Source organism: Streptomyces spongiicola (genome assembly GCF_003122365.1).
GTDB lineage: Bacteria > Actinomycetota > Actinomycetes > Streptomycetales > Streptomycetaceae > Streptomyces > Streptomyces spongiicola.
Genome location: NZ_CP029254.1, coordinates 1,135,164 through 1,160,857 on the forward strand (window position 1 = coordinate 1,135,164; position 25,694 = coordinate 1,160,857).

General features: G+C 73.8%; 22 protein-coding genes, 4 tRNA genes and 2 pseudogenes. 15 read left to right on the plus strand and 13 right to left on the minus strand.

Annotated features, from left to right (window positions below):
- The first annotated feature begins 16 nt into the window (after positions 1–16).
- Positions 17–796 (plus strand): potassium channel family protein, encoded by a 780-nt coding sequence (locus DDQ41_RS04855; protein ID WP_109293364.1) that lies wholly within the window; start codon positions 17–19, stop codon positions 794–796.
- Here DDQ41_RS04855 and DDQ41_RS32870 read toward each other — a convergent pair.
- Both DDQ41_RS32870 and DDQ41_RS04865 read right to left on the minus strand, forming a co-directional pair.
- Positions 777–1,121, minus strand: coding sequence for a peptidase inhibitor family I36 protein (locus DDQ41_RS32870; RefSeq protein WP_316684124.1), 345 nt, complete (start codon positions 1,119–1,121; stop codon positions 777–779). The genes DDQ41_RS04855 and DDQ41_RS32870 overlap by 20 nt on opposite strands.
- 563 nt (positions 1,122–1,684) lie before the next feature.
- Positions 1,685–2,143, minus strand: a complete 459-nt coding sequence (locus DDQ41_RS04865; RefSeq protein ID WP_109293365.1) for a hypothetical protein — start codon at positions 2,141–2,143, stop codon at positions 1,685–1,687.
- Positions 2,144–2,392: 249 nt separating this feature from the next.
- Here DDQ41_RS04865 and DDQ41_RS04870 point away from each other — a divergent pair, with 249 nt between their 5' ends.
- The 6 genes from DDQ41_RS04870 (at position 2,393) to DDQ41_RS04895 (ending at position 9,636) form a co-directional block, all read left to right on the plus strand.
- A complete protein-coding gene (locus tag DDQ41_RS04870) occupies positions 2,393–3,613 on the plus strand; it encodes an alpha/beta hydrolase (RefSeq protein WP_174720259.1) in 1,221 nt (406 codons plus the stop codon).
- Between the two features lie 77 nt (positions 3,614–3,690).
- On the plus strand, positions 3,691–4,560 hold the full coding sequence (locus DDQ41_RS04875; RefSeq protein WP_109293367.1) for a DUF4429 domain-containing protein: 870 nt from the start codon (positions 3,691–3,693) through the stop codon (positions 4,558–4,560).
- A 250-nt stretch (positions 4,561–4,810) separates the two neighbouring features.
- The gene (locus DDQ41_RS04880; protein ID WP_167450236.1) at positions 4,811–6,358 is read left to right on the plus strand and encodes a sensor histidine kinase; all 1,548 of its coding nucleotides are present in this window, start codon (positions 4,811–4,813) and stop codon (positions 6,356–6,358) included.
- The gene (locus tag DDQ41_RS04885; protein WP_109293368.1) at positions 6,355–7,035 is read left to right on the plus strand and encodes a response regulator; all 681 of its coding nucleotides are present in this window, start codon (positions 6,355–6,357) and stop codon (positions 7,033–7,035) included. Before DDQ41_RS04880 ends, DDQ41_RS04885 begins: the two co-directional genes overlap by 4 nt.
- 250 nt (positions 7,036–7,285) lie before the next feature.
- Positions 7,286–8,437 carry an alpha/beta hydrolase gene (locus DDQ41_RS04890; protein ID WP_109293369.1) on the plus strand — a complete coding sequence of 384 codons (1,152 nt, stop codon included), beginning with the start codon at positions 7,286–7,288 and terminating at the stop codon, positions 8,435–8,437.
- Entirely contained in the window at positions 8,434–9,636 is a 1,203-nt protein-coding gene (locus tag DDQ41_RS04895) for an acyltransferase family protein (RefSeq protein WP_109293370.1), read from the plus strand. Before DDQ41_RS04890 ends, DDQ41_RS04895 begins: the two co-directional genes overlap by 4 nt.
- A gap of 76 nt (positions 9,637–9,712) precedes the next feature.
- Here the strand turns inward: DDQ41_RS04895 and DDQ41_RS04900 are convergent.
- Positions 9,713–10,000, minus strand: a pseudogene (locus DDQ41_RS04900) (acyl-CoA dehydrogenase family protein); the annotation flags it as partial.
- Between the two features lie 224 nt (positions 10,001–10,224).
- On the opposite strand from DDQ41_RS04900, the gene DDQ41_RS04905 reads away from it, so the two are divergent.
- Positions 10,225–11,454, plus strand: coding sequence for a hypothetical protein (locus DDQ41_RS04905; RefSeq protein ID WP_109293371.1), 1,230 nt, complete (start codon positions 10,225–10,227; stop codon positions 11,452–11,454).
- Positions 11,455–11,596: 142 nt separating this feature from the next.
- Here the strand turns inward: DDQ41_RS04905 and DDQ41_RS04910 are convergent.
- From DDQ41_RS04910 to DDQ41_RS04920, 3 genes are all read right to left on the minus strand, one after another.
- A tRNA-Lys gene (locus tag DDQ41_RS04910) sits at positions 11,597–11,669 on the minus strand.
- Positions 11,670–12,098: 429 nt separating this feature from the next.
- A complete protein-coding gene (locus DDQ41_RS04915) occupies positions 12,099–14,324 on the minus strand; it encodes a DEAD/DEAH box helicase (protein ID WP_109293372.1) in 2,226 nt (741 codons plus the stop codon).
- Positions 14,325–14,936: 612 nt separating this feature from the next.
- The gene (locus DDQ41_RS04920) at positions 14,937–15,530 is read right to left on the minus strand and encodes a hypothetical protein (protein ID WP_262508357.1); all 594 of its coding nucleotides are present in this window, start codon (positions 15,528–15,530) and stop codon (positions 14,937–14,939) included.
- Between the two features lie 211 nt (positions 15,531–15,741).
- Between DDQ41_RS04920 and DDQ41_RS04925 the strand changes: the two genes are divergently transcribed.
- The 5 genes from DDQ41_RS04925 to DDQ41_RS04945 all read left to right on the plus strand — a co-directional run bounded on the left by DDQ41_RS04925 (position 15,742) and on the right by DDQ41_RS04945 (position 18,137).
- On the plus strand, positions 15,742–16,092 hold the full coding sequence (locus tag DDQ41_RS04925) for a metallopeptidase family protein (RefSeq protein ID WP_109297544.1): 351 nt from the start codon (positions 15,742–15,744) through the stop codon (positions 16,090–16,092).
- 119 nt (positions 16,093–16,211) lie between these two features.
- On the plus strand, positions 16,212–17,768 hold the full coding sequence (locus tag DDQ41_RS04930; protein WP_109293374.1) for a metallophosphoesterase family protein: 1,557 nt from the start codon (positions 16,212–16,214) through the stop codon (positions 17,766–17,768).
- Positions 17,769–17,849: 81 nt separating this feature from the next.
- Positions 17,850–17,922, plus strand: a tRNA-Glu gene (locus DDQ41_RS04935).
- Positions 17,923–17,968: 46 nt separating this feature from the next.
- Positions 17,969–18,043 (plus strand) — tRNA-Asp (locus tag DDQ41_RS04940).
- A gap of 20 nt (positions 18,044–18,063) precedes the next feature.
- Positions 18,064–18,137, plus strand: a tRNA-Phe gene (locus DDQ41_RS04945).
- 90 nt (positions 18,138–18,227) lie between these two features.
- Here DDQ41_RS04945 and DDQ41_RS04950 read toward each other — a convergent pair.
- Both DDQ41_RS04950 and DDQ41_RS04955 read right to left on the minus strand, forming a co-directional pair.
- Complete coding sequence (locus DDQ41_RS04950) at positions 18,228–18,521, minus strand: tyrosine-type recombinase/integrase (protein ID WP_316684125.1); 294 nt, start codon at positions 18,519–18,521, stop codon at positions 18,228–18,230.
- A 40-nt stretch (positions 18,522–18,561) separates the two neighbouring features.
- The gene (locus DDQ41_RS04955) at positions 18,562–18,912 is read right to left on the minus strand and encodes a DUF6251 family protein (RefSeq protein WP_109293375.1); all 351 of its coding nucleotides are present in this window, start codon (positions 18,910–18,912) and stop codon (positions 18,562–18,564) included.
- A 39-nt stretch (positions 18,913–18,951) separates the two neighbouring features.
- Between DDQ41_RS04955 and DDQ41_RS31595 the strand changes: the two genes are divergently transcribed.
- Positions 18,952–19,107, plus strand: coding sequence for a hypothetical protein (locus DDQ41_RS31595; protein ID WP_167450237.1), 156 nt, complete (start codon positions 18,952–18,954; stop codon positions 19,105–19,107).
- A gap of 13 nt (positions 19,108–19,120) precedes the next feature.
- Here DDQ41_RS31595 and DDQ41_RS32240 read toward each other — a convergent pair whose 3' ends face one another.
- The 4 genes and pseudogenes from DDQ41_RS32240 to DDQ41_RS04975 form a co-directional block, all read right to left on the minus strand.
- Positions 19,121–19,399 (minus strand): RRQRL motif-containing zinc-binding protein, encoded by a 279-nt coding sequence (locus tag DDQ41_RS32240; RefSeq protein WP_316684126.1) that lies wholly within the window; start codon positions 19,397–19,399, stop codon positions 19,121–19,123.
- Positions 19,400–19,598: 199 nt separating this feature from the next.
- Positions 19,599–20,426, minus strand: coding sequence for a cytochrome c biogenesis CcdA family protein (locus tag DDQ41_RS04965; RefSeq protein ID WP_109293376.1), 828 nt, complete (start codon positions 20,424–20,426; stop codon positions 19,599–19,601).
- A complete protein-coding gene (locus tag DDQ41_RS04970; protein ID WP_109293377.1) occupies positions 20,423–21,358 on the minus strand; it encodes a DsbA family protein in 936 nt (311 codons plus the stop codon). The genes DDQ41_RS04965 and DDQ41_RS04970 overlap by 4 nt, the downstream gene beginning before the upstream one ends.
- A gap of 201 nt (positions 21,359–21,559) precedes the next feature.
- Positions 21,560–21,829: pseudogene (locus tag DDQ41_RS04975) on the minus strand (alkanal monooxygenase); the annotation flags it as partial.
- Positions 21,830–22,219: 390 nt separating this feature from the next.
- Between DDQ41_RS04975 and DDQ41_RS04980 the strand changes: the two are divergent.
- Positions 22,220–23,857 carry an urease accessory protein UreH domain-containing protein gene (locus DDQ41_RS04980; RefSeq protein ID WP_262508358.1) on the plus strand — a complete coding sequence of 546 codons (1,638 nt, stop codon included), beginning with the start codon at positions 22,220–22,222 and terminating at the stop codon, positions 23,855–23,857.
- A 565-nt stretch (positions 23,858–24,422) separates the two neighbouring features.
- Here DDQ41_RS04980 and DDQ41_RS04985 read toward each other — a convergent pair.
- Entirely contained in the window at positions 24,423–25,232 is an 810-nt protein-coding gene (locus tag DDQ41_RS04985; RefSeq protein WP_109293379.1) for an SGNH/GDSL hydrolase family protein, read from the minus strand.
- Positions 25,233–25,694 lie beyond the last annotated feature (462 nt).

A 25,694-nucleotide genomic window follows, 5' to 3' on the forward strand; every position in this document is an offset into this window, starting at 1 on the left:
GCCTACCATCCCGGACATGAAAGAACGAACGGCACTGATGCGCTGGGAGGCCCGCACCCAGGGTCCGCTGCTGGTCCTCGCCGTGGTGTTCGGGCTCGCGTACGCGGTGCCGATCCTGCTGCCGGCCGCCCCCGCGTGGGTGCACCGAGGCTCCCAGCTCGTGGAGTGGGCCGTGTGGACCGCCTTCGCCGGGGACTACCTGGTACGTCTGCGGCTGGCCCCGCACAAGTGGCTCTTCGTACGCAGGCATCCGCTGGACCTGCTCGCGGTGCTCCTGCCGCTGGTGCAGCCGCTGCGGCTGCTGCGGGTGGTGTCCACCCTCCTCCTGGCCGGACGGCGGGCCCGGATGGCGCCGCAGGTCACCCTCACCACCTATGTGGCGGGCGCGGTGGCGGGGCTGATGATGTTCGGCTCGCTCGCGGTGCTGGCCGTCGAGCGGAACGCCCCCGACGGGAACATCCGCACCCTGGGTGACGCCGTGTGGTGGTCGTTCACCACGATGACGACCGTCGGCTACGGCGACCATGCGCCGACGACCGGCCTGGGGCGGGTGCTCGCGGTCGGGCTGATGCTCTCGGGTATCGCACTGCTGGGTGTCGTGACCGCCAACATCGCGGCCTGGTTCATCTCCCGATTCGAACGCGACGACGCCGAGGAGCGCCGCCAGACGGCCCTGCTGGAGGCCCTGACCCAGGAGGTCAGGGAACTGCGCGCGGAGGTCGCACGGCTGTCGGCGGCACCGGTGGCCGCGCCGGAGCAGCCCGCCGTGCCGCCGCCTAGTTCTCCCACACCCTGAACGCCCGCACCCGGTAGGGGGTCTGCGGCACCCAGGTCCCGTCGCCCGGGTACGTCTCGAACTCACCGGTCTCCGCGCACTCGGCCGACTGGTAGGCGGTGACGGGGCGCCCGGTGCGGTTGGCGAGGGCCTGGGCACCGGCGGCGGCCGGGAGCGGGACGCAGGACTCGATGTCGACGGCGGACAGCTCGTGGACGTGTCGCGTACCGGTGAAGCCCGGCTTCGCCCAGAGGCAGAGTTCGCCGGGGCCGCAACGGCCGAGCCGTGGCTGCGGTGGCGCGGACCGGGCCCCGGCGGCCGAGGGCACCGAGAACGCCGAGGGCACCGAGAACGCCGAGGGCACCGAGGATGCTGAGGACGCCCGGAAAGGCGAGGAGGCCGGGGAGGCCGCAGAGGCCGCAGGGGCGAGGGAGGCCGCAGGGGCTGCGGGGGCGAGGGAGGCCCGGGCAGCGGCGGGAGCCGCTACCGGCAGGCACAGCGTGGCCAGTACGGCGCTGGTGAGTACGGTCGTACGCATGAGGATCAACCCCCGTGTCGGTGTGCCGGCAGGCGCCCGTGCGGTCTCCGGGGCCGGTCCGTGCACACCGGGCCGGTCCCGTGTCTCCGTCGCGGACCACCTGCCCGCACCCTGGCCGATGGCACGGGTGCCCCGGAAGACCCGCCGGACCGGTTCACCCTGACAGGCGACAGCCCGGTGGGGCCGCCCGGTGCACCGGGCACGTGCGGCAGGGGCCGGCCCGCGCCGTGTGTCGGCCGGCCCCTGCCGCGGCGCACGGCCGCCGGACCGTCGCGGGCCGACACCGTACCGGCACCCGCTCCGGTACCGGCGCCGGGGCCGGCCGTGCTTCGCCCGCCGGTACCGCTGTCGGCGGGCGAAGGCGGGCCGGGTCAGGAGGTGGCGCACTTCCGGCCGGTGATCACTTCCAGCTCGTAGAGGCCTCCCTCGGGGTCCGACTCGATCCTGACCACGCGGATCTGACCGCGGGCCTCGCAGTACCTGCCGGTTCCCCCGGTGATGGCGATGAGATAGGGCGGCTCCGGGTCGCGTGTGGCGCTCTGCCAGGTGATCTCACCGTCCTCGAGGACATAGGACCCGTAGCAGGTGGTGGTCGTGGGCGTGGATACGGCCTGGGCGCAGTTGGTCGTGACGAAGCCGGCGTCCTCCCCCTTCCGGTCGAGCAGGTCGGCGGTGACGTGGGGGAAGACCCCCTGGGAGTTGGTGGTGGTGAGCGCGAACTTCGTCACCCGGTCCTTGTCGTGGCCGGTGTCCGCGTGGGCCGCAGGCGCGGTGAGTACGGCGGGGACGAGGGCCAGTGCGCACAGCGGCAGCGCGAGCGAGGTCTTCATGAGGGTGTCCGTTCTGCGGGGAGGGAGTCCTTCCGTAGGCGATCCAACGCGGGGCCGGACCGTTCTTCCTGTTGTGTACGGCCGGACGGGTGGGCCCGCCACCCCACCGGAAAGTGAAGGCGGTGCGCACGGGGAGTAGCCGTACGGGCCGTACGTGTGCCTCCGGACGCGTGATCTCCCTCACGGTCGCCGTGACCTCTCTCACGGTCGCCCCGGGCGCCCCCCGGCTCGGCCTAGGCTGTCCCCTCAGTGACTGCTTCGCACCCCTCCCCCACACCGAACGTCCGGCGCACCCTCCTCGCTCTCGCCGTGGTGTTCGTGCTGCTCGCGACCACCGGCTGGACCGCCGTGCGGCAGCAGGGCGGTCCCGTCGAAGCCCGGACGGCCGCGCTGGCCGCGTGGGGACAGGACCGCCTCGGGCATCGCGCGCTGCCGGACCCGACGTCGCCCCCCGGTGCCGTGGCCCGGTTCTTCTCCTCCATCGGAGCCGGGCAGGCGGCCTCCCTGGCGGACCGGCATCCGCTCGTCGTGGGCAATCTCAACGGCGTGCCCGTGACGCTGCGCTACCAAGCCAACCGGACGGCGCTGGCCGAGGAGCGGCGGGTGGAGCAGTGGCGGGCCCGTGACGGAAGGCTCTCCGCCGCGGGCCGCGACGACGCGAGCCGGCGCGTGCACCGGTACGAGTCGCTGCTCCGGGCCGGCCGCCAGATCCTCGCCTTCGACCCGACCGGGAAGGGCCGGGTCGCCGAGGTCTTCGGCGACCTGGACCGGGCCCAGCGGGTGTCCGTGATCGTCCCCGGCGTCGACACCGACGTCCTGACCTTCGAGCGGAGCAGCCGCAGGTACTCCGCCCCGGTGGGCATGGCGCAGTCGCTGTACACCGCGGAGCGCGCCGCCGCGCCTTCCGTGCGTACGGCCGTCATCGCCTGGGCCGACTACACCTCGCCCTCGGGCGTCGGGCTCGACGCGTCCACCGGCCGGCTCGCCGCCGGCGGCGCGGACCGCCTGGTCGCCCTGGCGGCGGCGCTGCCCGGCCGGGCCGAGGTGTCGCTGTTCTGCCACAGCTACGGCTCGGTGGTCTGCGGCGTCGCCGCGCCTGAACTTCCCCGGCGGGTCCGCGACATGGCGGTCGCCGGCAGCCCCGGAATGCGTGCGGAGAGCGCCGCCGGGCTCGGCACGGACGCTCGGGTGTGGGCGATGCGCGACGCCGACGACTGGATCAAGGACGTCCCGTATCTGAAGGTCGGCGGGCTCGGCCACGGCCCCGATCCGATGACCCCGGGCTTCGGGGCGCGGGTGCTGTCGGCGGCGGGAGCGGTCGGCCACACCGGGTACTTCGAGCCGGGCACGGAGAGCCTCAGCAACTTCGCCGAGATAGGCGTCGGTTCGTACCGGACGGTCAGCTGCGGGGACGGCAACTCCGCGTGCCGCAGTGGAATTTACGGTGCGAAGGGGGCCCGACGCGCGTAGAGCACTGTGGCGAGGTGCATATGACCGTCTTGTTCACGGGGGCGACGCGCGGGCGCACGCCGCATACGATGAGCCGCATGGGTGATGTGCTGGCCGGAATACATGCCGCCTGGGAGTTCGCGCCGGACTCCGTGCTCATCCGCTTCACTCGGGGGAACCGCGGCACGCCGAAGCTGTTCCAGGTGCTGGGCGAACGGCGCATTCCCCTCGAAGCGCTCGAGTCGGTGACGGTCTCCCCGGGCAAACGCGGCACCGTGGTGCTGCACGCGGTGCCGAGGCCGGGCGCCGATCCGCTGATGGACGCGGCGGCGGGGCAGCTGAAGGAAGCCGCGGACCCGTACCGGCTGGTGCTGCCCGCGGAGCGCGCGACACTCGCCGAGTACCACGCCGGCGAGCTGCGCGCCGTGCTGCCGGGTCCGGGCGCCGGACCCGCGGCCCGCCGTCTGGTCCCGTCCGTCGGCGCGCCGCTGCAGTTCAAGGCATACGACGGCAAGGCCTCGTTCGACGGGGAGAAGGTGTCCTTCCGCTGGTCGTGGACCGGTGCCACGTCAGCGAAGTGGAAGGCCGGCGACCAGAGTTGCACCGTCTCGGAGCTGGCAGGGGTCGAGTGGCGCTCCCCCGAGGCGCCCGACGGCCATCTGCGCCTGCTGTTCCGGGGCGGCGCCCCCGGCGGCGGCGGGGAGCGGCCGGCGCGGGCGGACCAGGACCCGGCGGCGGTCGTCTTCGGCCTCGGCTACGGGCCGGTGCACGAGTCGCTGCCGTTCGCCGCGGCCGTGCTGGAGGCGGTGCGCGAGGCCGCGCCCGCGGTGCCGGCCGCCGCGGTGCCTGCGCGCGACCCGGCGGGCGTCGCGGAGCGGATACGCCACCTCGGCGAACTGCACAGCGCCGGCCTGGTCACGGACGAGGAGTTCCGCTGCAAGAAGGCCGAACTCCTCGCGGAGCTGTAGGGGAGGCCGGCCGGCAACCGGCCGCGGGCACGGGGCACGGCACTGGACCCGGCACGAGGCACAGGACACGAGGCACAGGGCACGGCACTGGACCCGGCACGAGACACAGGACACAGGGCACGAGGCACGGGGCCACCCGGACTCGGGCCGGAACCCGAGGGGTACCGGCCCCCGTGCGCGGGGTACGTCATCCCGCCCGGCCCCGGGTATGACGCGGCGGCCCCGTCGGGACGCCTACGCTGAAGCGGTCATGACCACCACGCCCCCCGCCGCCGGGAACGGCGGTCCGCCGCCGGACCCGGCAAGAGCGCCCCGGCCGCGGTGCCCGCTGCCGACCGCCGCCCGTTCCGCCGCCCGTTCCGCCGCCCGCTCGGCTCCCCTACGTCACGCCCGTTCCGCCGCGCGGGAGGGGCTGCGTGCGCTCGGTACCGCGCTGACCTCGCCCGCCCCGTCGTCCGGTCCGCCGTTGCCGAGGACGTCCCCGCGCGTCCTGCGGTGGCTGCCGCACCTGCTGGGGCTGGCCGCGGTGGCCGCCCTGCTGCCCGTCACGATCACCGTCCTGGTTCAGGACTACCGTCTGAGCGGGGCTCTCGCCGGGGCCCTGGCCACGGCCCAGACCGCCCCGCTGCTGCGGGCCGTGACCCGGCCGCTGCAAGCATGGTGGATCGTCTTCGCCGCCGATGTGCTCGGCGCGCTCGCCCTGCTGGGCGCGGACGGCACGGAGGGCAGGAGCTGGCCGTGGACACCGATGGCCGTCGTCGGCTACCTGCTGCTGATGCTGTGCCTGGGGCTGCGCGAACGGCGGCGCACCCTGGTGGCCGTCTGGCTGGTGACGGGCGCGGCGGGCTTCCTCCTCGAGCCGGTCGCACCGCGTCCCGGCGGCGGCGTCCATGCGCTGCTGTTCGTACTGAGCGGCGTCGTCCTGCTGGTCGCCGACACCCTGCGCACCCGCGGCGAGGTCCAGCGCAGGCTAGCCGAGCAGGAGACCATCAGTGAGGCCGAACGGGCCCGGCGCACCTTGCTGGAGGAGCGCGCCCGCATCGCCCGCGAACTGCACGACGTGGTCGCCCACCACATGTCGGTGATCACCGTGCAGGCCGACTCGGCGCCGTACCGGATCGAGGGGCTGCCCCACGCCGCCCGGGAGGAGTTCGCCACGATCGCGGCCGGGGCCCGGGAGTCCCTGACCGAGATGCGGCGGCTGCTCGCGGTGCTGCGCAGCGAGGGCTCCGCGGGTGAGCGCGCCCCGCAGCCCGGCCTCGGCCGGCTGCGGCAGCTGGTGGAGGCGACGGTACGGGCGGGGGTTCCGGCGGAGCTGTCGCTCCCTTCGGGCCTGGGCGACCTGCCGCAGGCCGTGGACCTCTCCGCGTACCGCATCGTGCAGGAGGCGCTGGCGAACGTGGTACGGCACGCGCCCGGCGCGGCGACCCGGGTGTCGGTCGGCGCGGGCGACGGCCACCTCACGGTGCTCGTCGTCAACGGCCCCGCCGTGCAGCCCCCTTCACGGCTGGAGACCTCCGGGACCGGGCACGGACTCGTCGGGATGCGTGAGCGCGTACGGTTGACCGGCGGCACCCTGGACACCGGGCCGCTGCCGGACGGCGGCTTCCGGGTCGCCGCGCGTCTGCCCCTGGCGCCCGCGAGCCCATCGGGCACGGCGCCCGGCGCGGCCGACTCGTCCGCCCCGACGGACACGACCTCCACGACCGTCCCGACCTCCACGACTTCCACAACCTCCACGACCTCCACGACCTCCACGACCTCCACGACCTCCACGACCGGGAAGGAACCCCGTTGACCATCCGCGTGATCATCGTCGACGACCAGGCCATGGTGCGCGCGGGATTCGCCGCTCTGCTGGCCGCACAGGCGGACATCGACGTCGTCGGCGAGGCCCCGGACGGCCGCCGGGGCGTCGAGGTCGCCCGCGCCGCGCTCCCCGACGTGGTCCTGATGGACGTGCGGATGCCTGAGCTGGACGGGCTCGCCGCGGCCCGCCGGATCCTGTCGCCGCCGCCGGGGGTGCGGCGGGTGCCGAAGGTGCTCATGCTGACCACCTTCGACGTGGACGACTACGTGTACGAGGCGCTGCGCGCGGGCGCGTCCGGGTTCCTGCTCAAGGACGCCCCACCGGCCGATCTGATCTCCGCGGTCCGTGTGGTGGCCGCCGGCGAGGCGCTGCTGGCACCTTCCGTGACCCGGCGGCTCATCGCCGAGTTCGCGGCCCAGCGCCCCGCGCTCCGCAAGGACGGCGTCTCGCTGCGGCTGGGCGGGCTCACCCCGCGCGAGACGGAGGTCCTGGAGCTTATCGCCCGCGGGCTGTCCAACCAGGAGATCGCCGGCCGGCTCGTGCTCGCCGAGCAGACGGTCAAGACGCACATCGGCCGGGTGCTGTCGAAGCTCGGACTGCGCGACCGCGCCCAGGCCGTGATCTTCGCCTACGAGTCGGGCCTGGTGGCACCGGGCGGCCGTTGACCGCGGGGGCCCGCCCGGTGGGCGGCCCGGTGGGCGGCCCGCCCCCGCGCCGATCACCCGCGCCGATCCCCGGGGCCGATCCCCGGGGCCGCCTCTCGGTGGCCGTACGCGGCCGGTACACCCCCTACCCCGGTGCCATACCGCAGTACCGGGGTAGCACAACGGAGTTGGCTCCCCGGTGTGACGCTCCCCCGCCCTTCCCGTCCCTACCTTCCTCACCGTCGGCAGGACGGACGAGGAAGAGGGGATCATGCGACGGTTCAGCAGGGCCGCGGTCACAGCGGCGGTCGCGGCGGTCGCGGCGGCCGTGGTCAACGGAACGGCGGGATGGGCCTCGGATACCGCCCGCAGACCCGTCACCGGACCGCCGCCGGGAACGCAGGAGTGGCGGTCGGACCGCTCACCGGGACGCGCCCTGCCCGACCCCGGCAGCGCCTCACCGACTGAAGTAGCGGCGTTCTTCGCTGATCTGACGGAAACTCAGCGACAACGGCTCACCGCACGGCACCCGTCCGTCGTCGGCAATCTGGACGGAGCCCCGGTCGCCCTGCGCTACCGGGCCAACGCCCTCGCGCTGGGAGTGCCGGGAGTACCGGGAGTACCGGGATCCGGTACGGAGAGCCGGCAGATCCTCGTGTACGACCCGCGCGGCCGCGGCCGGATCGCCGAGGTCTTCGGGGACCTCGCCCGCGCCCGCCGCGTCGCCGTCGTCGTCCCGGGCTCGGACATCGACGCCGGGACCTTCGACCGTACCCGCGAGACGGCCCGGTCGCTGTACGAGGCGGCGAACGGTCCCGGCGACGGGGGCGCCGCCCGGCGCGGCCGGGCGGGTGGCGGCGCGCGGAGCGGCACCGGGGACGACCGGGCCGAGGACGGCCCGAGGAGCGACCCCACCGGGAACGACCCCGCCGTGACCGTCGCCGTGATCGCCTGGGCCGGCTACACCACTCCCGTCGGGGTGGGCCTCGACGCGGCCACCGGAGACCTGGCCGAGGACGGGGCCGAACGACTGGCCAGGTTCACCCGCGGCGTCGCCGCGACCGGCGCGGCCCGACCCGCCCTCTTCTGCCACAGCTACGGGTCCGTCGTCTGCGGCCTCGCCGCGGAACGCGCCGGCGCCACGGACATCGTCGCGCTCGGCTCGCCCGGGATGCGCGCGGACACCGTCGCCGACCTGCGCACCGGGGCACGTGTCTGGGCCGCCAAGGCCCCGTCCGACTGGATCTCCAGAGTCCCCAACGTCGAGTTCGCCGGACTCGGCCACGGAACCGACCCCACCGCACCGGAGTTCGGCGCCCGGCGGGTACCGGCCGGCGACACCGCCGGCCACGACGGCTACTTCGCGCCCGGCACCTCGTCGCTGCGTGCGTTCGCCTCGATCGCCCGGGGGGAGGCCCGATGAGCACGCTCGCCCCTCTCGTCGCGAGGATCGACGCCTCGACCCCTCCCCACCGCGACCGCGCGATCGACGGGCTGCGCGCGCTCGCCCTGGCCGCCGTGCCGATCGGGCACTGGCTGCTCGGGGGCTTCACCCTCGACGCGGACGGTGCGATCCGCAACGCGAGCCCGCTGTCGGCCTTCGGCGCGTTGGCACCCGTCAGCTGGGTACTGCAGATGCTGGGGATCTTCTTCCTGGTGGGCGGCCGCGCCTCGGCGCTCTCCCACCGGCGCCGGACGGCCGGTACCGCCGCATGGCTGAGGGGCCGGGTGGCGCGGCTCGGACGCCCCGTGCTGGGCGTGACCGCCGTGTGGGCGGTGCTGATCGCGGTACTGGCGGCGGCGGGGGTGCCGGAGGACACCCTGCGGACCGCGGCGACGCTCGTCGTGCAGCCGCTGTGGTTCGTGGGCGTGTACGCGGCCGTCACCGCCCTCACGCCGCTCTGCGTACGGGCCGCCCGGCGCCTCGGCGGCTGGGCGGCCGCACCGCTGCTGCTGTGCGTCGCGACCGTCGACCTGCTGCGGTACGGGCCCTACGCGGACGCCGTGCCGTCCTGGCTGAGCGTGCTGAACATCCTTCCCGGCTGGCTGTTCGCCTACCAACTCGGCGTTTCCTGGGGCGAGAAGCGCATCGGCCGGGGTGGCGCTGTGCTGCTGGCGGCCGGCGGTGCCGTGCTGTTCGCCGTGCTGGTGGCCGTCTTCCACTACCCGGCGTCGATGGTCGGCGTTCCCGGCGAGGCCCGCACCAACTCCCACCCTCCGTCCCTGCTGGTCCTCGCACTCGCCTCGGCGCAGAGCGGCGCGGCGATCCTTCTTGCCGGGCGCCTTGCCCGGCTGCTGGCCCGGCCCGCGCTGTGGGCGCCGGTCGTGGTCGTCAACCTCTCGGCGATGACGGTCCTGTGCTGGCACCAGACGGCAATGCTGGCCGCGGCGGTACCGGCCTCGTACGCGGGTGCGGTCCCGGGACTGACGACGGCACCCGAAACGCCGGGCTGGGTGGCCGCGCGCATGGCGTGGCTGCCGGTGTTCGCCGTTCTGCTGGCCGTGATCGGCCGGTACGCGCGGGCCTTCGAGTCTCCCTGGCACGGCGTGAGCGCGGCCCGGCGCGCGACGGCCGGAGTCCTCGCACTGGGCTTCACGGCGTTCGCCCTGGGGCTGACATAGCCGCTTCCGTACGCGGTCGGCGGCGGCCCCGGGCCCCGGGGCCGCCGCGCGTGGTCCGGCGCCGCCCGTGGTCCGGCGCCGCTCCCATCGCGCCCCAGACGATTCCGTAGCGGGCGTGCGAGAGGCAGCCGAGCGGGCCCTTCAGTCCCGTCACCCCCGGCAGGACGGCGTCATGCGGCAACCGCACGTCGTCCAGGACGAGTTCGCTGGTGACGGAGGCCCGCAGCGACCACTTGTGCCGGATCTCGGGGGCCGAGAAACCGGGTGTGCCGGTGGGGACGGCGAAGCCGCGGATGCCGTCGTCGGTCCGGGCCCAGACGACGGCGACACCGGCGACGGAGCCGTTGGTGATGCAGGCCGCCCTCTACCGCGCCTGCGGCATCAAACCGCCGCCACGGATCACCGCCGCAGACCCGGCCTGACCAGCCACAACGTGCCCACGTGGGCACACGCCCGCACGGGCGCCATCCCGACGTTTCCGCAGCTCAATCTCTGTTTTCGACTCATCCGCATGCCTACCAACTGCGGAACTCAGGCGAGGAAACAACCAGGTTTCACCCTGCCGAAAAGCACCGCAAGATTGCTGTCGTGGAAAACGAGAGCAGGCTGTCCATAACGCTGATCACGATGGACCGCGCGGCGTCGTGCACGGTCTTCACCCGCTCGGATGGGAAGGAGGCCCGGCTTCCGCTGGACCCCTCCCCGTTCGAGGACACGAGCGTCGTGGCCAGACTGGACTTCAGCCCGGCTTTCGGGGCCCTCCTCGCTACCACCCTGACGGGCGACCAGATTCTCTTCGAGATGCCGCTGGAAGGGGCCGGTGATCAGCTGGCAGGACGGCTCGTCGTGTACCTCGACCAGAACCAGTGGAGCACGCTGAGCAACGCCTGCCACGACGAGCAGAAGAGCAGCGGGGAGAACCAGGCTGCTGGCCGAAAGCTCATGGAATGGGTTGAGCAACGCCGGATTGTCCTGCCTGCTTCTGCCGGCCACTACTACGAGACCGGCAAGCGGTTCAGCACGGACAAGCGCTACAACCTTGGGCTCACGGTCTTGCAGTACAGCCGGGGATGGCAGATGCGCGACCCCTTGCAGGTCCGGCGGAACGAGCTTCACGATGCCTTCTGCCACCGACTAGACCGACCCCGCAACGTACGCTCCGCTCCGGTCTTCACCCTCGACCCGGACGCCCTCTATTCGCCCACCCGGTGGACTGGCTCCGAGCTGCCGCGGACGTTGCCGAGCCAGTTGGCATTCCAGACCAAGGCATTGATCGCTGCCGCCTCTTCCATCGACACCATGCTCGACACCGAGCGGGTCGAGGAGGGGCCGGGCACCGGCTGGACGGCGGCGAGCCAACGGTTCAGTGACTGGCTGGACAAGCTGGATCAGGACTCGCAGCAGAAGCGGAGGGCCATCGACATCCAAATCGTGAAGGATCTGCAGCAGGACCTTGCTGAGGAGGCGGCTGCGGCGGGGGTTTCGACAGAGCTGTTCCGGCAATGGGGCTTCAAGGGACTGGTGCGCGCCATCGGCGGGTCCCCGGCCGTCGGCCTCTTCCGGGAGATGCTCCACAGTCGGCACCTCAACAAGGGCACGACGTGGCGACCCAATGACCTGACGGACATGATCTACCTGTCCTGCGCAGCCGGGTACGCGGACTTCGTCGTCTGTGAGAAGCACATGCGCGATCCGTTGCAGCACGGCCTGAAGCGCATGGGGCGTTCGGCACAGGTCTACCGCCGGCTTGCCGACGCTGTAGCGGCCATCGAGGAGACTCTGGAAGCACCTTCCGTGCCCGTCGGCCCCGCGCAGTAGCGCTGGATGGGGCTCTGTCTCGGACCGTCCGCTCACGCATCGCTCACGCACGAGGCCGGGAACGACGGAGCGCCCCGACCGGCTGAGACCGATCGGGGCGCTCCGTAGCAGGTCAGAGAGGGTATCCCCTCCCTGCCAGCGGTAGGCCGTGTGGGACTCGAACCCACAACCAACGGATTAAAAGTCCGCTGCTCTGCCAATTGAGCTAACGGCCCTCGGCGAGCCATCCCCGAGCATAGCCGTACGGCGGCGGGCATCCGATCGGGTACCCCTCTCCGGCCGTCGCCGCAGACGGAAAGCGCGGTCCTGCCGGGCATGCGCGCACCCGTCGGAGCGATACGGGGAACGGATGTGCGCCGGAAGGCGCGGGGGTTCGCAGATGTGTTCCGGACACGGTGCGCCGGAGGCTCCGAGGCGTACGCAGGTCCGTGCCGGGCGCGGTCGCCGAAGTCGGGACGCCCGATGCGAGCGTGCCTTCTCCCGGCGGAGGACCCGTGGGGCGCGGTGCCGAGCGGCGCGCCGCCGCACGGACGGTGGCCTCCGGCGCCCGGCCCCGTTGCCCAGCACCCGGCAACGGGGCAGGGCCCGTGCCCCTGGTGGGGGACACGGGCCCTGCTCGGCGCGTCGGGTGTCAGGCTCAGGCGTCAGCCGTTGCGCTTCCAGCGCGGCTTGTCGTCGCGGCGGCCGCCGCCGAAGGAGCCGGAGCCCGAACCGCGGTGGTCGTCGCGGCGACCGTACGGGCGGTCGTGGCCACCGGAGCGGAAGCCTCCGGAGGGGCGGTCGTCGCGGCGGTCGCGGTTGAACGGACGGTCGTGGCCGCCCCGGTGCTCCCGGCGCTCGAAGGAACGGCCGCCACGGTCGTCACGACGGAAACCACCGCGCTCACCATCACGACGCTCGTCCCGGCGGAAACCACCACGCTCACCGCCACGCTCACCGTCACGACGCTCGAACGAACGCCCACCGCGGTCGCTGTCCCTGCGCTCGAACGAACGGCCGCCACGGTCGTCACGACGGAAACCACCGCGCTCACCATCACGACGCTCGTCCCGGCGGAAACCACCACGCTCACCGCCACGCTCACCGTCACGACGCTCGAACGAACGCCCACCGCGGTCGCTGTCCCTGCGCTCGAACGAACGGCCGCCACGGTCGTCACGACGGAAACCACCGCGCTCACCGTCACGACGCTCGTCCCGGCGGTCGCGGCGCTCGAAGTTGCCCCGCTCGTCACGGCGCTCACGGCGCTCGTACGAGGGCCGCTCGTCGCGGGACGCCTCGCGGTCCTCCCGCACGCCCGCCGCACGCGGCTCCGGCACGGACGCCCCGAAGTCCGCCGCCTCGGTGACGGCCGCCTCGGCCTCCGCCGTCTGCGCGGCCTCGGCGACCGCGGCCTCCGGGTCCTCGCCCCGCTCTCGCGCCGCCCGCGCGACGAGGCGGTCGGCCTCCTCGCGCAGTTCGGCGGCACGGCGCTGCAGGCGCTCCAGCTGCTTGGTGAGCTGGTCGACCTCGCGCTCGGCCTGCTTGGCGGCGTTGCTCGCGGAGTCCGCCTGGACCTCGGTCAGCGAGCGGGCGCCGGTGATCTCGGCGACCTCCGGGTCGAACGCGCCCGCACCGCCGACGATGTGGCGCGAGGCGTCGACGCCCGCGTCCTCCATCAGCCGGAAGATCTGGCGGCGCTGGTGCGGGAGCGCCAGCGAGACGACGGTGCCGGACCGGCCGGCGCGGGCGGTACGGCCCGAGCGGTGCAGGTAGTCCTTGTGGTCACCGGCCGGGTCCACGTTCAGGACCAGGTCGATGCCGTCGACGTGGATACCGCGGGCGGCGACGTCGGTGGCGACCAGCACGTTCACATAGCCGTCCTTGAAGTCGGCGAGCGTGCGGGTACGGGCGCCCTGCGTCATGCCGCCGTGCAGCGCGTCGGCGCGCACTCCGGCGTCCCGCAGCTGCTCGGCGACGCGGTCCGCGCCGAGCTGGGTGCGGACGAAGATGATGGTGCGGCCCTTGCGGGCGGCGATGGCGGCCGTGACCGGGGCCTTGTCCTTGGGCTTCACCACGAGGACGTGGTGGGTCATGGTGGTGACGGCACCGGCCGACGGGTCGACCTCGTGCGTCACCGGGTCGACCAGGTAGCGCTTGACGAGGCTGTCGATCTCGTTCTCCAGCGTCGCGGAGAACAGCAGCCGCTGGCCGCCCTCGGGGATCTGGTCGAGCAGCTCGGTGACCTCGGGGAGGAAGCCCAGGTCGGCCATCTGGTCGGCCTCGTCGAGCACCGCGATCCGGACGGACTCCAGGGAGCAGGCGCCGCGGTTGATGACGTCCCGCAGCCGGCCCGGGGTGGCGACCAGGATGTCGACGCCGCGCTCCAGGGCGTAGATCTGGTTGCCCATGGACGTACCGCCGCAGACGACCTTCATCTTGAGGCCGAGGACGTCGCCGTACGGCTGGAGCGCGTCGGCGACCTGCATCGCCAGCTCACGGGTCGGGGTGAGGATGACGCCGCGCGGCTTCTTCTTCTCGGTGTGGCCGCCGGCCAGGGTGGCGAGCAGCGGAAGGCCGAAGGAGAGGGTCTTGCCGGAACCGGTGCGACCGCGGCCGAGGATGTCCTTGCCGGCCAGGGCGTCCGGGATGGTCGCCGCCTGGATCGGGAACGGGACGGTGACACCGTTCTGGGCGAGCTTGCGGACGACGCCCTCGGGGAGGCCGAGGTCGCCGAAGGTCACCTCCGGCGCTCCGGGCGTCTCGACGGCCGCGGCGGCCTCGTCGGCGGCGTGGGTGCTTTCGGTGCTGCCGGCGTCCGCGGTCTCGACGATCTCGACGATCTCGTCGTTCCCGAGCAGGACGGCACGGTCAGAACTGGAAATGGACATGCGAAATGCGAAACCTTCCGGAGTCTCGGCACGCGCCCAAACTCCGTGATTCGCAATTCGACCGCCTCGATGCGGTCTGCCACGGCAAGGGAGAGTACGCGCCACACGCGGCGCGCTTCGGTGATGGCGCCGGGCAAATGGGATCAAACGATCTACCACCATACGCACCCTCCCCCGCCCAAGGCAAACCGCTTCGGTGCGTCGCTCGTCACACCCCCGGCCCGCTCGCCGCACCGGCCCCGCTCGCCGCACCGGCCCTGTTCGCCGCACCGGCCCCGTTCGCCGCACCGGCCCCGTTCGCCGCGCCGGCGCCGCCGGACGCTCCACCGCTCCACGCGGGCGCTGCCCGGACCGCTCGGCGGGTCACGAGGTCGCGCCGCCGGGTCACCCATGCCGCCGGGCCGGTCCAGCGGGAGCCGGTCGGACCCAGACCGGCCGGACGCACACCGGTCGAACGCAGACGAGCCGAACGCAGTACCGGTCCAGCGGGAGCCGGTCGGACCGGTTCTGCCGGGCAGGGACCGGTCCGACGGGGTTCTGCCGGCAAGGGATCCGTCCGAGGGCCGCCGCCCGGCGGGCTCCGGCAGAAGACGGACCGTCAGAGGGCGGCCGTCAGACGGGCGCTGTCTGCGGTGACGCCTCCGGCTCCGCGCTCGGCTCCCCCTCCCGCGTGCCGAAGGCCTCCCGCATCGCGCCCATCTGGGTCTCCGCGGCCGGTGACTCCGTGGGCGGATCGGTCGGTTCCCCGGTGGGACCGGGATCGGGGCTCGACGGCGCGGGTTCGGCGGGCGGTGTCGGCTCGGCCGTGGCCGTGGCCGTGGGCCCGGCGGGCGGCGTCGGCTCGCCCTGCGGCTCGGTCGGCCGCTTGGTGGGCGGCGGCTTCTGACCGCCCGCCGCCGCGGGGGGCGAAGCCGACGGCACCGCGGACACCGCCGGGCCCACCGACGCCTCCGCGGCGCCGCTGCCCGTGCCGGCACCGCCGGAGGGCTCCGTACCGCCCATGCCGGTACGGCCCCGGCCTCCGGAGCCGCCCGGCGCGGCGCCACCGCCGTCCGGTTCGGCGGTGGCGCCGCGCCGCTGCGGCGACTTCGCCGGCTCCGGCCCGTCGGCGTCGTCGCTCACGCTCACACAGCCGGCTGAGGCCGCGACCGCCAGGGCGGTGGCGATCCAGACGGCACAACGGCCGGGGGCGGACAACTGGCGCACGGGTGGCACCTCCGGGGCACAGGACGCGGTTTCCCTGCCCAACTCCCCGAGCCCCGCGGGGGACACGCCCGGTGCACGGCCGCCCGGACGCACGGCGGGCGCCGCCACCGGCCCGGCCCGGCGCCCGCCCGCCCACGGCGCCCCGGCGACCGTCGCGCCCCCACGGGACGGAGTAGCACCCATACCGGCCGTCTTCCCCGACAATGGACGTGTGCTGGAGATGTCGCGGGAAGCATTCGAAGAGCTGGTGAGCCAGGCGCTGGACACGATCCCCCCGGAGCTGACCCGGGTCATGGACAACGTGGCCGTGTTCGTCGAGGACGAGCCCGACCCGTCCGACCCCGAACTGCTGGGGTTGTACGAGGGGACGCCGCTCACGGAGCGCGGGGAGTGGTACGCCGGTGTACTCCCCGACCGCATCTCCATCTACATGGGCCCGACGCTCCGCTACTGCGAGACCCCCGGCGACGTGGTGCACGAGGTCGCCGTGACGGTGGTCCACGAGATCGCACACCATTTCGGCATCGACGACGAGCGGCTCCACGAGCTGGGCTGGGGCTGACGGCTCACCGGGGACCGTGGTGCGCCGGTTCCCGGCGGGCGCCCGGCAGTACGGCCCGGCAGGCCCAAGCGCCCCCCGCCGGGGGCATAGTCCGGCGCGGGCGCGGGCATACGCGCCCAATGGCCCGCGCCCACGAACTCCTGCAAGCCGGCCTCGTCCGCCTCAGGCGCCACCGCCCGTCCCACCGCTCGAGCCCGGTCAGCACGCTGGTCCACAGCCCGCATCCGTACGGCCGGGCGTTCGGGCTCATGGCCGTCGCCCTGCTCGGGGCATGGCTGGGGCTGCTGATCGTGGGGGCCGTCCGCACCCCGGTGGGCCCCGTGGACACGAGCATGGCGCTCCGGCCGTCCGTCTCAGGCGGCACGAAGATCAACGTCTCGCCGCTCGGGGCCCTCGAACTCGACTCGCACATCGCGCCGATCCGCCTCGACGTGAACATCGACCGGCTCGACCCCGTCCGCTCGCAGGCGCTCGTACAGCACCCCGAGCGCATCGCCGGGCTCCAGGAGGAGATCGGCCGGGACGTCACCGAGGGCACCCGCGGCCTCGCCCTGCGATCCTGTGCCGCCGTGGTCTTCGGAGCCACCGCCCTCGGCCTCGCCGTCTACCGCCGCCCGCGCCGGGCCCTCGCGGCCGGCGGCCTCGCCCTCGCCCTGCTGGCCGCCTCCGGGGTGAGCGCATGGGGCACCTGGAACCCGAAGTCGGTGCTGGAGCCCAGGTTCTCCGGGCTCCTGAGCAGCGCTCCCTCGGTCGTCGGCAACGCGCGTTCGATCGTCACCGAATTCGACGTCTACCAGCAGGAGTTGGCCCGGCTCGTCACCAACGTCACCAAGCTGTACGAGGCGACCTCCACGCTGCCGGTCTACCAGCCGGACCCGGGCACCATGCGTGTGCTGCACGTCTCCGACATCCACCTCAACCCGGCCTCGTGGCACATCATCGGCTCGCTCGTGGAGCAGTACGGCATCGACGTGATCATCGACACGGGCGACACCATGGACCACGGCACCGCGGCGGAGAACCGCTTCCTCGACCCGATCACCGACCTCGGCGCGCCCTACGTCTGGGTCCGCGGCAACCACGACTCGCTCGTGACACAGCGCTATCTCCAGCGCCTGAAGAACGTCCACGTCCTCGACGAGGGCCGGGCGGTGACCGTGGGCGGCCTGAGGGTGGCGGGCATCGGCGACCCGCAGTTCACGCCGGACCGGTCGACGGTGCCCGCGGGCGACCCCGCCGAACGCATGGCCGGGATCCGGCTGGCCTCGGCACTGCGCGACCAGAGCGCGGCCGGAACGCCCGCCGACATCGCGGTCGCCCACAACCCCGTGGCCGCCCGCGAGGCGGACGGCGAGGTACCGCTGGTCCTGGCGGGCCACGTCCACCGCCGGGACACCGAGATCCTCCCGCTCGGCACCCGCCTCAAGATCGAGGGCTCCACGGGCGGCGGGGGGCTGCGGGCGGTCGAACGCGAGGAGCCGGAGAAGGTCCGCGCCTCCGTCCTCTACCTCGACCGCGACACGCGCACCCTCCAGGCCTGGGACGAGATCACCCTCGGGGGGCTGGGTCTCACGACGGCCGAGGTAGGCCGCCACCTGGCGGAGGCACCTCCGCCGCAGGGCCCGCAGGCGCCCCGCACACCGCCCACGACGGGCCTGCCGTCCCCGGCCCCGTAAACCGTTTTGGCGATAGCTCCCCGCATCCCATATGCTTCTCACGTCCCCGACGCGCTGCGAAGCGCCCAGGTGGGCCCCTCAGCCCTCATCGTCTAGTGGCCCAGGACGCCGCCCTTTCAAGGCGGTAGCACGGGTTCGAATCCCGTTGGGGGCACGCACCACCGTGTGCGAGACTGGCTCTCGCGCAATGCATCACCTCTGGTCCTGTGGAGCAGTTTGGAGTGCTCGCCACCCTGTCAAGGTGGAGGCCGCGGGTTCAAATCCCGTCAGGACCGCTGCGACTTCCGAGTCGCGCGGCTGGGTAGCTCAGTTGGTACGAGCGTCCGCCTGAAAAGCGGAAGGTCGCCGGTTCGACCCCGGCCCCAGCCACAGCAGCCCTACCAGGGCAAACACCCCCGTCGAAGATCTTCGGCGGGGGTGTTCTCGTATCGGTTACGCCAACCGGTACGCCAACGGCTCTCAGGTGAGTGTGTCTCCCGGCTTCCCGAGGGCCTTCCGCTGCTCGTCCAGTGAGGCATGGGCATAGATCTTCATCGTCACGCCGATGTCGCTGTGGCCAACAATCTGCCGGACGATGTGCGGCGGAGCCCCCAGATCGAGCAGCAGCGAGACGGCCGAGTGACGGAGATCGTGAAAGCGGATCTCCAGCCCGAGCCGCTTCCGAAGCGGGTACCAGCTCCGCCGGAGGTTGTCCGGCTCCAGCGGGGTGCCGATACGCGACGTGAAGATCAGTCCGTTCTCCTTCCACTCGATGCCGGCGGCGGCCCGCTCCTGTGCCTGCCTCCCGCTGTTTTCACCGGGCCTTCCGGCCCCGCTTGCTGGTGCTGTTGGTGACGGAGCGGGTCACGGTGACGACGGCCCAGCCGAGGACGAGCGCGATGAAGGCGAGCAGCGCGAGGTTCGCGGCGATGGCGGTCAGGTCGCCGACGAGGAGCGGGCCGAAGTAGACGCCGGCCGCGACCGCACCGGCGCCGACCCCGGAACCGAGGACGACGCGCTGCACCGTGCGGTCCGGCGGCGCCTGGTGGATGTGCACCACCTGCGGGCCGGTGGACTGCTGGGCGGGAAGGGCGGTGGGGTCGGCGTAGACGTGCGTGCCATCCGGGAGCCGCACCACACGGGGGAGCTCAGGCAGCGATTCCATTTGGTGCTCCCTGGTCGCACGGGCCGCTAGGTTCGCGGCATGAGGTCGATACAGATCGAGGTCGATCCGCTGGAGTGCAGGTTTTGTCGTCGACCGCTCGAACAGCGGAGGTGGTGGGCTCCGAAGCGCTTCTGCAACGGCTGGCACCGGTTGAAGTACCGAGTGTGCCAAGTCGTCGCGTTCGTGCTGGATTAGCGCCGGGTCTGGTTCAAGCAGCCTCCGGCTGCTCCGGGTAGGCACATGGCACGCAAGCACCAAGCAAGGACGGGATGACGTAGCCCGCATCCCTGCCACACTCGGGACACTTGCGGCGAGCGGCGTTGGCCTTGGCGAATGCCGCCCACCGGGCCGCCGTCATCGGACGCATAGGCTCGGCGCGGTCGATGCGGTAGAGGTAGGCGACCAGCGGTCCCCGATGTCGCCGGGGAACCGATCCGGCTCGGATGGAGACATCGAAGCCGACGGTCGCTGCCCCGGCTCGCGTCATGGACGCCCGCCGGTGTCGGCCGGCAAAGCTCCCCTGGACGCGCACGGCTCGAGCGTGGCAGTGACGGTGCGTCGGCCCGTGGATTCGGCCCCTCGGCTGTGCCCGCCGGCATTCCGCCCCCACTGTTCGCGCTGCCTGCCGGAAGCCGGCGCAGCGGACCGCTTGCCCGCCGGAAACCCGCTCCGCGGGGAGGCAGCCGTCACACCCGGTCCCGCCCGCGCAGCCCGCGAACCGCGAGGACGATCGCCGCGACCGCCACCACCAGGGAGAGCAGCAACCAGTCGGGGACCGCACGCCCCGCGGAGGAGGCCCACTGCTCCGCGGCGAAGGAGTCGTCGACGGACAGCAGCCCCGGGAGGGCGGTCGTGCCGTCGAAGACGAGGAAGACGGTGCCGAGGAGGATGAAGAACAGGCCGGACAGGGCCGAGGTGGTGTGCAGTTCGAAGCGCCCGGCGATCCGCAGGGTGCGTCCGCGCAGCCAGCGTCGGCGTGGCAGGTCGCAGCGTTCCCACAGCAGGGCCAGTGCGAACAGCGGCACCGCCATGCCCAGTGCGTAGACGGCGAGGAGGAGACCCCCGTACGCGGGGCTTCCGCTGAGGGCCGCCACCGTGAGGACGCTGCCGAGGATCGGACCCGCGCAGAAGCCGGCGAGTCCGTAGACCGCGCCGAGGGCGTAGACGGAGAGCGCGGTGGTGGGGCGGATCCGTCCGCCGGCCTCGGTGAGGCGGCGGGAGGCGAATCCGAGGCCCGCCAGCTGGGCCACCCCGAGCACGATGATCAGCCAGCCGCCCACCGCGACCAGCAGGTCGCGGTGGCCGTAGAAGAGGCGTCCGGCGAACGAGCCCGCTGCACCCAGCGGGACCAGGGTCGTCGCCAGGCCCGCGTAGAAGACGCAGGTACGCGCGATCAGCCGGGACGTGGTGTCGATCGAGTACGCGAAGAACGCGGGCAGCAGCAGGGCGCTGCAGGGGCTGAGCAGAGCGAGCAGGCCGCCCAGGAAGGCGGCCAGATAGCCGATGTCGCTCACTCGCCGCCCGCCGCGTCCTGCGCCGGGGTCGCGGCGGCGGTCCCGCCGGGAGCACCCGCGCCCGAGGCGGTGCTGCCCGAAGCGGTGCCGTCCGAGGCGGTGTCGCCGGGCGCCGTCGCACCCGGGGCCGTCGCACCCGGGGCCGGGGTCGTCGGGGCCGACTCGGGTCCCGCGGGTTCCGTGGCCGCGGCCTCCCGGGCCGCCTCGATCGCTTCGACGAAGGTCCGCTCGGGCTGGGCGCCCGCGATCGGACGGCCGTTGACGACGAACGACGGCGTGGACGTGGCGCCCAGCCCGTAGCCCTCCTCCTGGTCCCTGGCCACGGCCTGACGCGCCTCCTCGCTGTCCGCGTCGCGGCCGAAACGCGCCAGGTCCCGCACCCCGGCCGCCGCGGCGAGTTCCCTGAGCCGCTGCTCGCCGAAGCCCTGCTCCTTGGCGCCGTCGGCGTACGCGGCCTTGTGGAACTGCCAGAAGCGGCCCTGCTGCCCGGCGGCCCAGGCGGCCCGGGCAGCGGCCTCCGACTCCTCTCCGAAGATCGGGAAGTTGCGCCACTCGATGCGCAGAACGCCCTTCTCCACGTACTTCCGGATCAGCTGCGGCTCGGTGTCGCGGGCGAACTTCCCGCAGTAGCCGCACTTGAAGTCGGCGTACTCGACCATCACCACGGGCGCGTCGGTGCGGCCCAGCGCCAGCGGGTCGCCGGCGTCGCGCCGGGCGAGTTTCTCCAGTTCGGGGTAGACGCCGGCGTCCGGCTCGGCGGAGACGTCGGCCACGGAGTGCCCTCCCGTCGCCGGGTCGTCGGGCTTGGTGGCGGTGTAGGAGACGAAGCCGAGCAGCACCGCGGCGGCGGCCACGGCGGCGCCGTAGGCGAACGGCTTGACGGAGCGGGCGGGGCGGGTGCCGCCGCGGGCAGGAGTGCGTGACGTGGGCATGATGATGTTGCCTCTCGGGGTGGCGCAGGGGTTACGGACAGTGCGGAGTGGTGCCGCGGCCTATACGCGCAGTACGGAGAGGTCTATCGGTCCGGGAGCCGCGAGCGCGGGCGGGGCGCGCCCCGGCGCGAGGTCGAGCACGGGCCCGGCGGCCGCCGGGCAGCCGGCCGCGCCGTGGGCGGCGGCAGGCAGGGCGGGCAGCAGTTCGTGCGCGGGAACGGTGTTGCGTGCCGCGAAGTGGTGGGCGAAGGCGAACGGCAGACCGAGCGTCCCGGCGAGCCGCGCGCTGAAGCCGGAGGAGCCGAGCAGCCAGACGGGGGGCCGGGCGGCGGACTGGACCCCGCCGGGAGCGGTGGCCTGCACCGGGCCGGGGACGGCGTGGATCCGCGCGTACGGGTGCCCGTCCGGGAAGTCGTCGTCGAGGAAGCGGGTCAGTTCGGCGAGCTGCTCGGGGAAGTCGTCGGCGCCGGCTCCCCCGGCCACGGGGCGGGCGGAGGCGGGCGTCAGCCCTTCTTGATCTCCCAGAAGCGGAAGCCCCGGGAGGCAGCGGCGGCCGGCCCGCACACCGCGCCACCGGTGACCGGCCGAACGGCGCGAGGGCGGAGCGGGCCCCCGAACCGCCCGGAGAGCCGGCACTCCGCACCCGCAGAGCCGCCGGCCGCCGGCCGGACAGCGCGCCCCGGAACCGGGGACCCCCGCCGTCCGCGGCCCGAGCGCACCGCACACGGAAAGCCGGAGGGCGTTCGGGCACCGGGCCGGAGGCGGCCGCTCCGGGCCGCGCTGGCGGTGGCGGCCGGTGCGGCCGCCCTGCTCCTCGGCACGGGGTCGCCCGCCGTGGCGCACCCGCTGGGGAACTTCTCCGTGAACCGCTACGACGGCCTCGTCGTCGCCGAGCGCGAGCTGCGCGTCGACCACGTCGAGGACCTGGCGGAGATCCCGACCGCGCGGATCCGGCCCCGGGAGATGGCCCCGGCCGAGCTGGCGGCCTGGGCGGAGGAGCGCTGCGGCGCCGCGGCCGGTGCGGCCCGGCTGCTCGTGGACGGCCGCACGGTGCCGCTCGAGACCGGGTCCGCGCGCGCCGAGGTCCGGCCCGGCCAGGCGGGGCTGCCCACCCTCCGCGTCGAGTGCGCGCTGCGCGCGCCGCTGCCGGGCGGAGAGGCGGACCTGGTGTTCACGGCCGCGCCCGGTGAGGGTGCCGGCTGGCGGGAGATCACGGCGCGCGCCGACCGCACGACGCTGGCCGCGTCGGACGTCCCCGGTGAGTCCGTGTCCCGCGGGCTTTCCGCGTATCCCCAGCGGCTGCTGGAGTCCCCGCCGGCCCACACCGCGGCGCGGCTCACGGTCGCACCCGGCGGACCGGCGCTCGACGGGGCGGCTGCCGCGGCGGCGCCCCCGTCCGTGCTGCCGCGCGGTGTCGACCGCTGGACCCAGGCCCTGACGGGGCTGGTCGAACGCCGCGATCTCACCGTGCCGTTCGGTGCGCTCGCACTGCTCGTCGCCCTGGTGCTGGGAGCGCTCCACGCACTCGCCCCGGGCCACGGGAAGACCCTGATGGCCGCGGCGGCCGCGGCGGGCGGCCGGAGTTCGCTGCGGGAGGTCCTCGCGCTCGGCGCCTCCGTCACCGTCACCCACACCCTGGGCGTGTTCGCCCTGGGCGCCCTGATCGTGGCGGGATCGGCCGTCACCCCCGCCGTCGTCGGCTGGCTGGGTATGGCGAGCGGGATCCTCGTCGCCGTGGCCGGGGCGCTGCTGGCGCGGCGGGCGTGGCAGGACCGGGCGCACGGGCGGGGGCACACACACGTCCACTGGCTCGGCGGCGGGCGGTTCCGTACGCACACACACACGCACACGCACACGAACTCCCGCGGTGACGGCGCCGGCGACGGCCATGACCAGGGCGAGGACCGGGGGCACGACGCCGCGCAGGTGCACGGGCACGGCCACGGGCACGAGCAAACCCACGGGCACACCCACGAGCACGGCCACGGGCGCGGGCACGGGCACGGGGACGAGCACGGCCACGGGCACGGGCACGGGCACAAGCCAGGGCCGGGGCACCACCAGCACCACCACGAGCACGAGCACGAGCACCGTCGCACCGGCCGTGAGCACCCCGCCGCCGGCGACCGGCACCGCCTCGACCACGGCTCCCAGGGTCAGCGCCCCCTGCGCCGCAGCATTCTGCTGGGTCTCGCCGGCGGCCTCGTACCCAGCCCGTCCGCCGTCGTCGTGCTGGTCGGCGCCGCGGCACTCGGCCACGCCTGGTTCGGGCTGCTCCTCGTCGTCGCCTACGGGGCGGGGCTGGCCCTCACCCTCACCGCGGCGGGGTTCGCCGTCGTGCGGCTGGGAGGCCGGATCGCGGCGCGGCTGGCCCGGCGGCGCACCGCCGGGCGGCTGGCCGGTCTCGTCCAGCGGTCGGCACCGATCGGAACGGCGCTCACCGTGGTCCTGCTGGGGTGCGGACTCGCGCTCAGGGGGGCGGCGGGAGCCATGGGCTGAGCCGGGTGGAGCAGTGTCACCGGACGGGTCGCTCCGCCTCGGGGCCCGGGGCTCACCATGGGCGGGGCGCCGGTTGCGGCGGCCGTGGCGGCGGCGGTGGCGGTGGCGGTGGGAAACGGGCCGTCCGGGACCCCGTGGTCACCCGCCCGGCAGCGGCACAACCGCTGCCGCCGCCCGGTGCGCCCGCCGCCGTTCGCGGCCCCGGCCCCACCTCGCCGACCTCGCCCACCTCGCCCACCTCACTCCAGCGCCACCTGCACCACACGGGCCGGACGGGCCGCACGGGCCGCACGGGCCAGGGCCCCGGGCCCGTCCGGCTCGCGAGGGCAGGGCGACTTCCCCGTGGGCGAGGGGAAGTCGCGAGGGTGGATCCCACGGAGTGGCGGGAAGACACCGTGCGGAACCCCGGCACACCGGCGGCGCGGTGCACCACGGCCTGCCCCCGCGCGGGACAGGGGTCCCGCGGCGCCACGGCCGGAGTGGGTGGCGGGGCCCGGGTGGTGTAGGAGGAGAGTGCCGGGCGGTCGCACCCGTCGCGGCTCCCGCAAGGGGGTCGCTCCGTTCGTCAGGCGGCCGTCCGGAACGGCGGCAGATAGCCCCCGGACTGCCCGGAGGCCGTCGGGTGGTACGACTCGCCGATGTTCAGCCAGTTGACGCTGTGCAGCCACGAGGCACCCGAGCAGATCTCGTGCCCGGTGAAGGTCGGCACGACGTCGGCGAAGGTGAAGCCGTGGTCGGCGACCCGCTTGGCGATGGCCGCGTTGAGGTGGTCTGCCCCGCCGTTGATCGCGGCGCGCTCCCTCTCGGTGAGTCCGGCGATGCAGCTGCCGTTGAGCTTGTAGAAGCGGGGATAGCCGAGGACGACGACCCGGGCGGACGGGGACTTGGATCTGATGGTCGAGTACACCGAGTCGAGCCGGGACGGGAGGGTGGAGTCGACGAAGCGCTTGGCCTCCTCCACCCGGGCGACGCAGGTGCTCTCGGACTGGAGCACACAGGTGGTCATGACCTCGGCGAAGCCGGCGTCGTTGCCGCCGATAGTGATGGACACGAGATCGGTGCCGGCGTGCAGGGGGGCGAGCTGGCTCGCCAGGACGTCCCCCGTACGAGCGCCCGCGCAGGCGGTGAAGGCGAACGACGAGGGCGAGTTGGCCGACGCCCAGAGGGCGGGGTACGCCCGGTTGGTGCGCTTGCACGAGCCGCTGCTGCTCAGGTAGGCGCCGGCGCCGAGGCCGGAGGAGTAGGAGTCGCCGAGGGCCACATAGTCGACCGCGGCCGCGGATTGCGCGGCCCGGGCCTGACCGGTGCCGGTGAGGGCGAGGACGGCGCCGAGCAGGAGCGAGGACGAGAATGCCGCGATTCGGGACAGTTTCATGGAACCTCCCATTAGGGGGATCTCTGCTCAACTGTCGTAGCACGCCCCCTGGTTCACCGGAAGTGTTCATGCCAAAGAGAACGCGGGCAGGCAACAGGGGTGTTACGCAGTCGTTCTTGACGGCCCGTCGGTAACGGCGGGCGGGTACTGCCCAGCATTGCGGCAAAGCTCCATACGCGCGGACAAACACGCCGGTGCAAGCGATCTCCGGTAATCCGCGGGCACCCCGGCACACACCCGCCGGCACCCCCCGCGCCGGGTACCGGAGCAGCGGCGCTCGAGGCACTCGGGTCAGCCCGCGCACGCCGTGCGCGCCGCCCCGTGTACGGCCGGACCGCCCCGCACACCCCCTGTCCGCGTTATGCACACCACAGCCGTCACTGCGACTTCTTCCAGCCCCTCAGACATCGCATTGCATAGCAGTTCCGCGCATTCCAGGACCCGGCGGTGAAAGAAGCCGAA

What these genes read in the sequence shown, in the direction of transcription:
- DDQ41_RS04855 (WP_109293364.1), top strand. Translation starts at nt 17, where the DNA reads ATGAAAGAACGAACGGCACTGATGCGCTGGGAGGCCCGCACCCAGGGT.
- DDQ41_RS04865 (WP_109293365.1), bottom strand. Translation starts at nt 2,143, where the DNA reads ATGAAGACCTCGCTCGCGCTGCCGCTGTGCGCACTGGCCCTCGTCCCC.
- DDQ41_RS04875 (WP_109293367.1), top strand. Translation starts at nt 3,691, where the DNA reads ATGGGTGATGTGCTGGCCGGAATACATGCCGCCTGGGAGTTCGCGCCG.
- DDQ41_RS04880 (WP_167450236.1), top strand. Translation starts at nt 4,811, where the DNA reads ATGACCACCACGCCCCCCGCCGCCGGGAACGGCGGTCCGCCGCCGGAC.
- DDQ41_RS04890 (WP_109293369.1), top strand. Translation starts at nt 7,286, where the DNA reads ATGCGACGGTTCAGCAGGGCCGCGGTCACAGCGGCGGTCGCGGCGGTC.
- DDQ41_RS04895 (WP_109293370.1), top strand. Translation starts at nt 8,434, where the DNA reads ATGAGCACGCTCGCCCCTCTCGTCGCGAGGATCGACGCCTCGACCCCT.
- DDQ41_RS04915 (WP_109293372.1), bottom strand. Translation starts at nt 14,324, where the DNA reads ATGTCCATTTCCAGTTCTGACCGTGCCGTCCTGCTCGGGAACGACGAG.
- DDQ41_RS04930 (WP_109293374.1), top strand. Translation starts at nt 16,212, where the DNA reads ATGGCCCGCGCCCACGAACTCCTGCAAGCCGGCCTCGTCCGCCTCAGG.
- DDQ41_RS04955 (WP_109293375.1), bottom strand. Translation starts at nt 18,912, where the DNA reads ATGGAATCGCTGCCTGAGCTCCCCCGTGTGGTGCGGCTCCCGGATGGC.
- DDQ41_RS31595 (WP_167450237.1), top strand. Translation starts at nt 18,952, where the DNA reads ATGAGGTCGATACAGATCGAGGTCGATCCGCTGGAGTGCAGGTTTTGT.
- DDQ41_RS32240 (WP_316684126.1), bottom strand. Translation starts at nt 19,399, where the DNA reads ATGACGCGAGCCGGGGCAGCGACCGTCGGCTTCGATGTCTCCATCCGA.
- DDQ41_RS04970 (WP_109293377.1), bottom strand. Translation starts at nt 21,358, where the DNA reads ATGCCCACGTCACGCACTCCTGCCCGCGGCGGCACCCGCCCCGCCCGC.
- DDQ41_RS04985 (WP_109293379.1), bottom strand. Translation starts at nt 25,232, where the DNA reads ATGAAACTGTCCCGAATCGCGGCATTCTCGTCCTCGCTCCTGCTCGGC.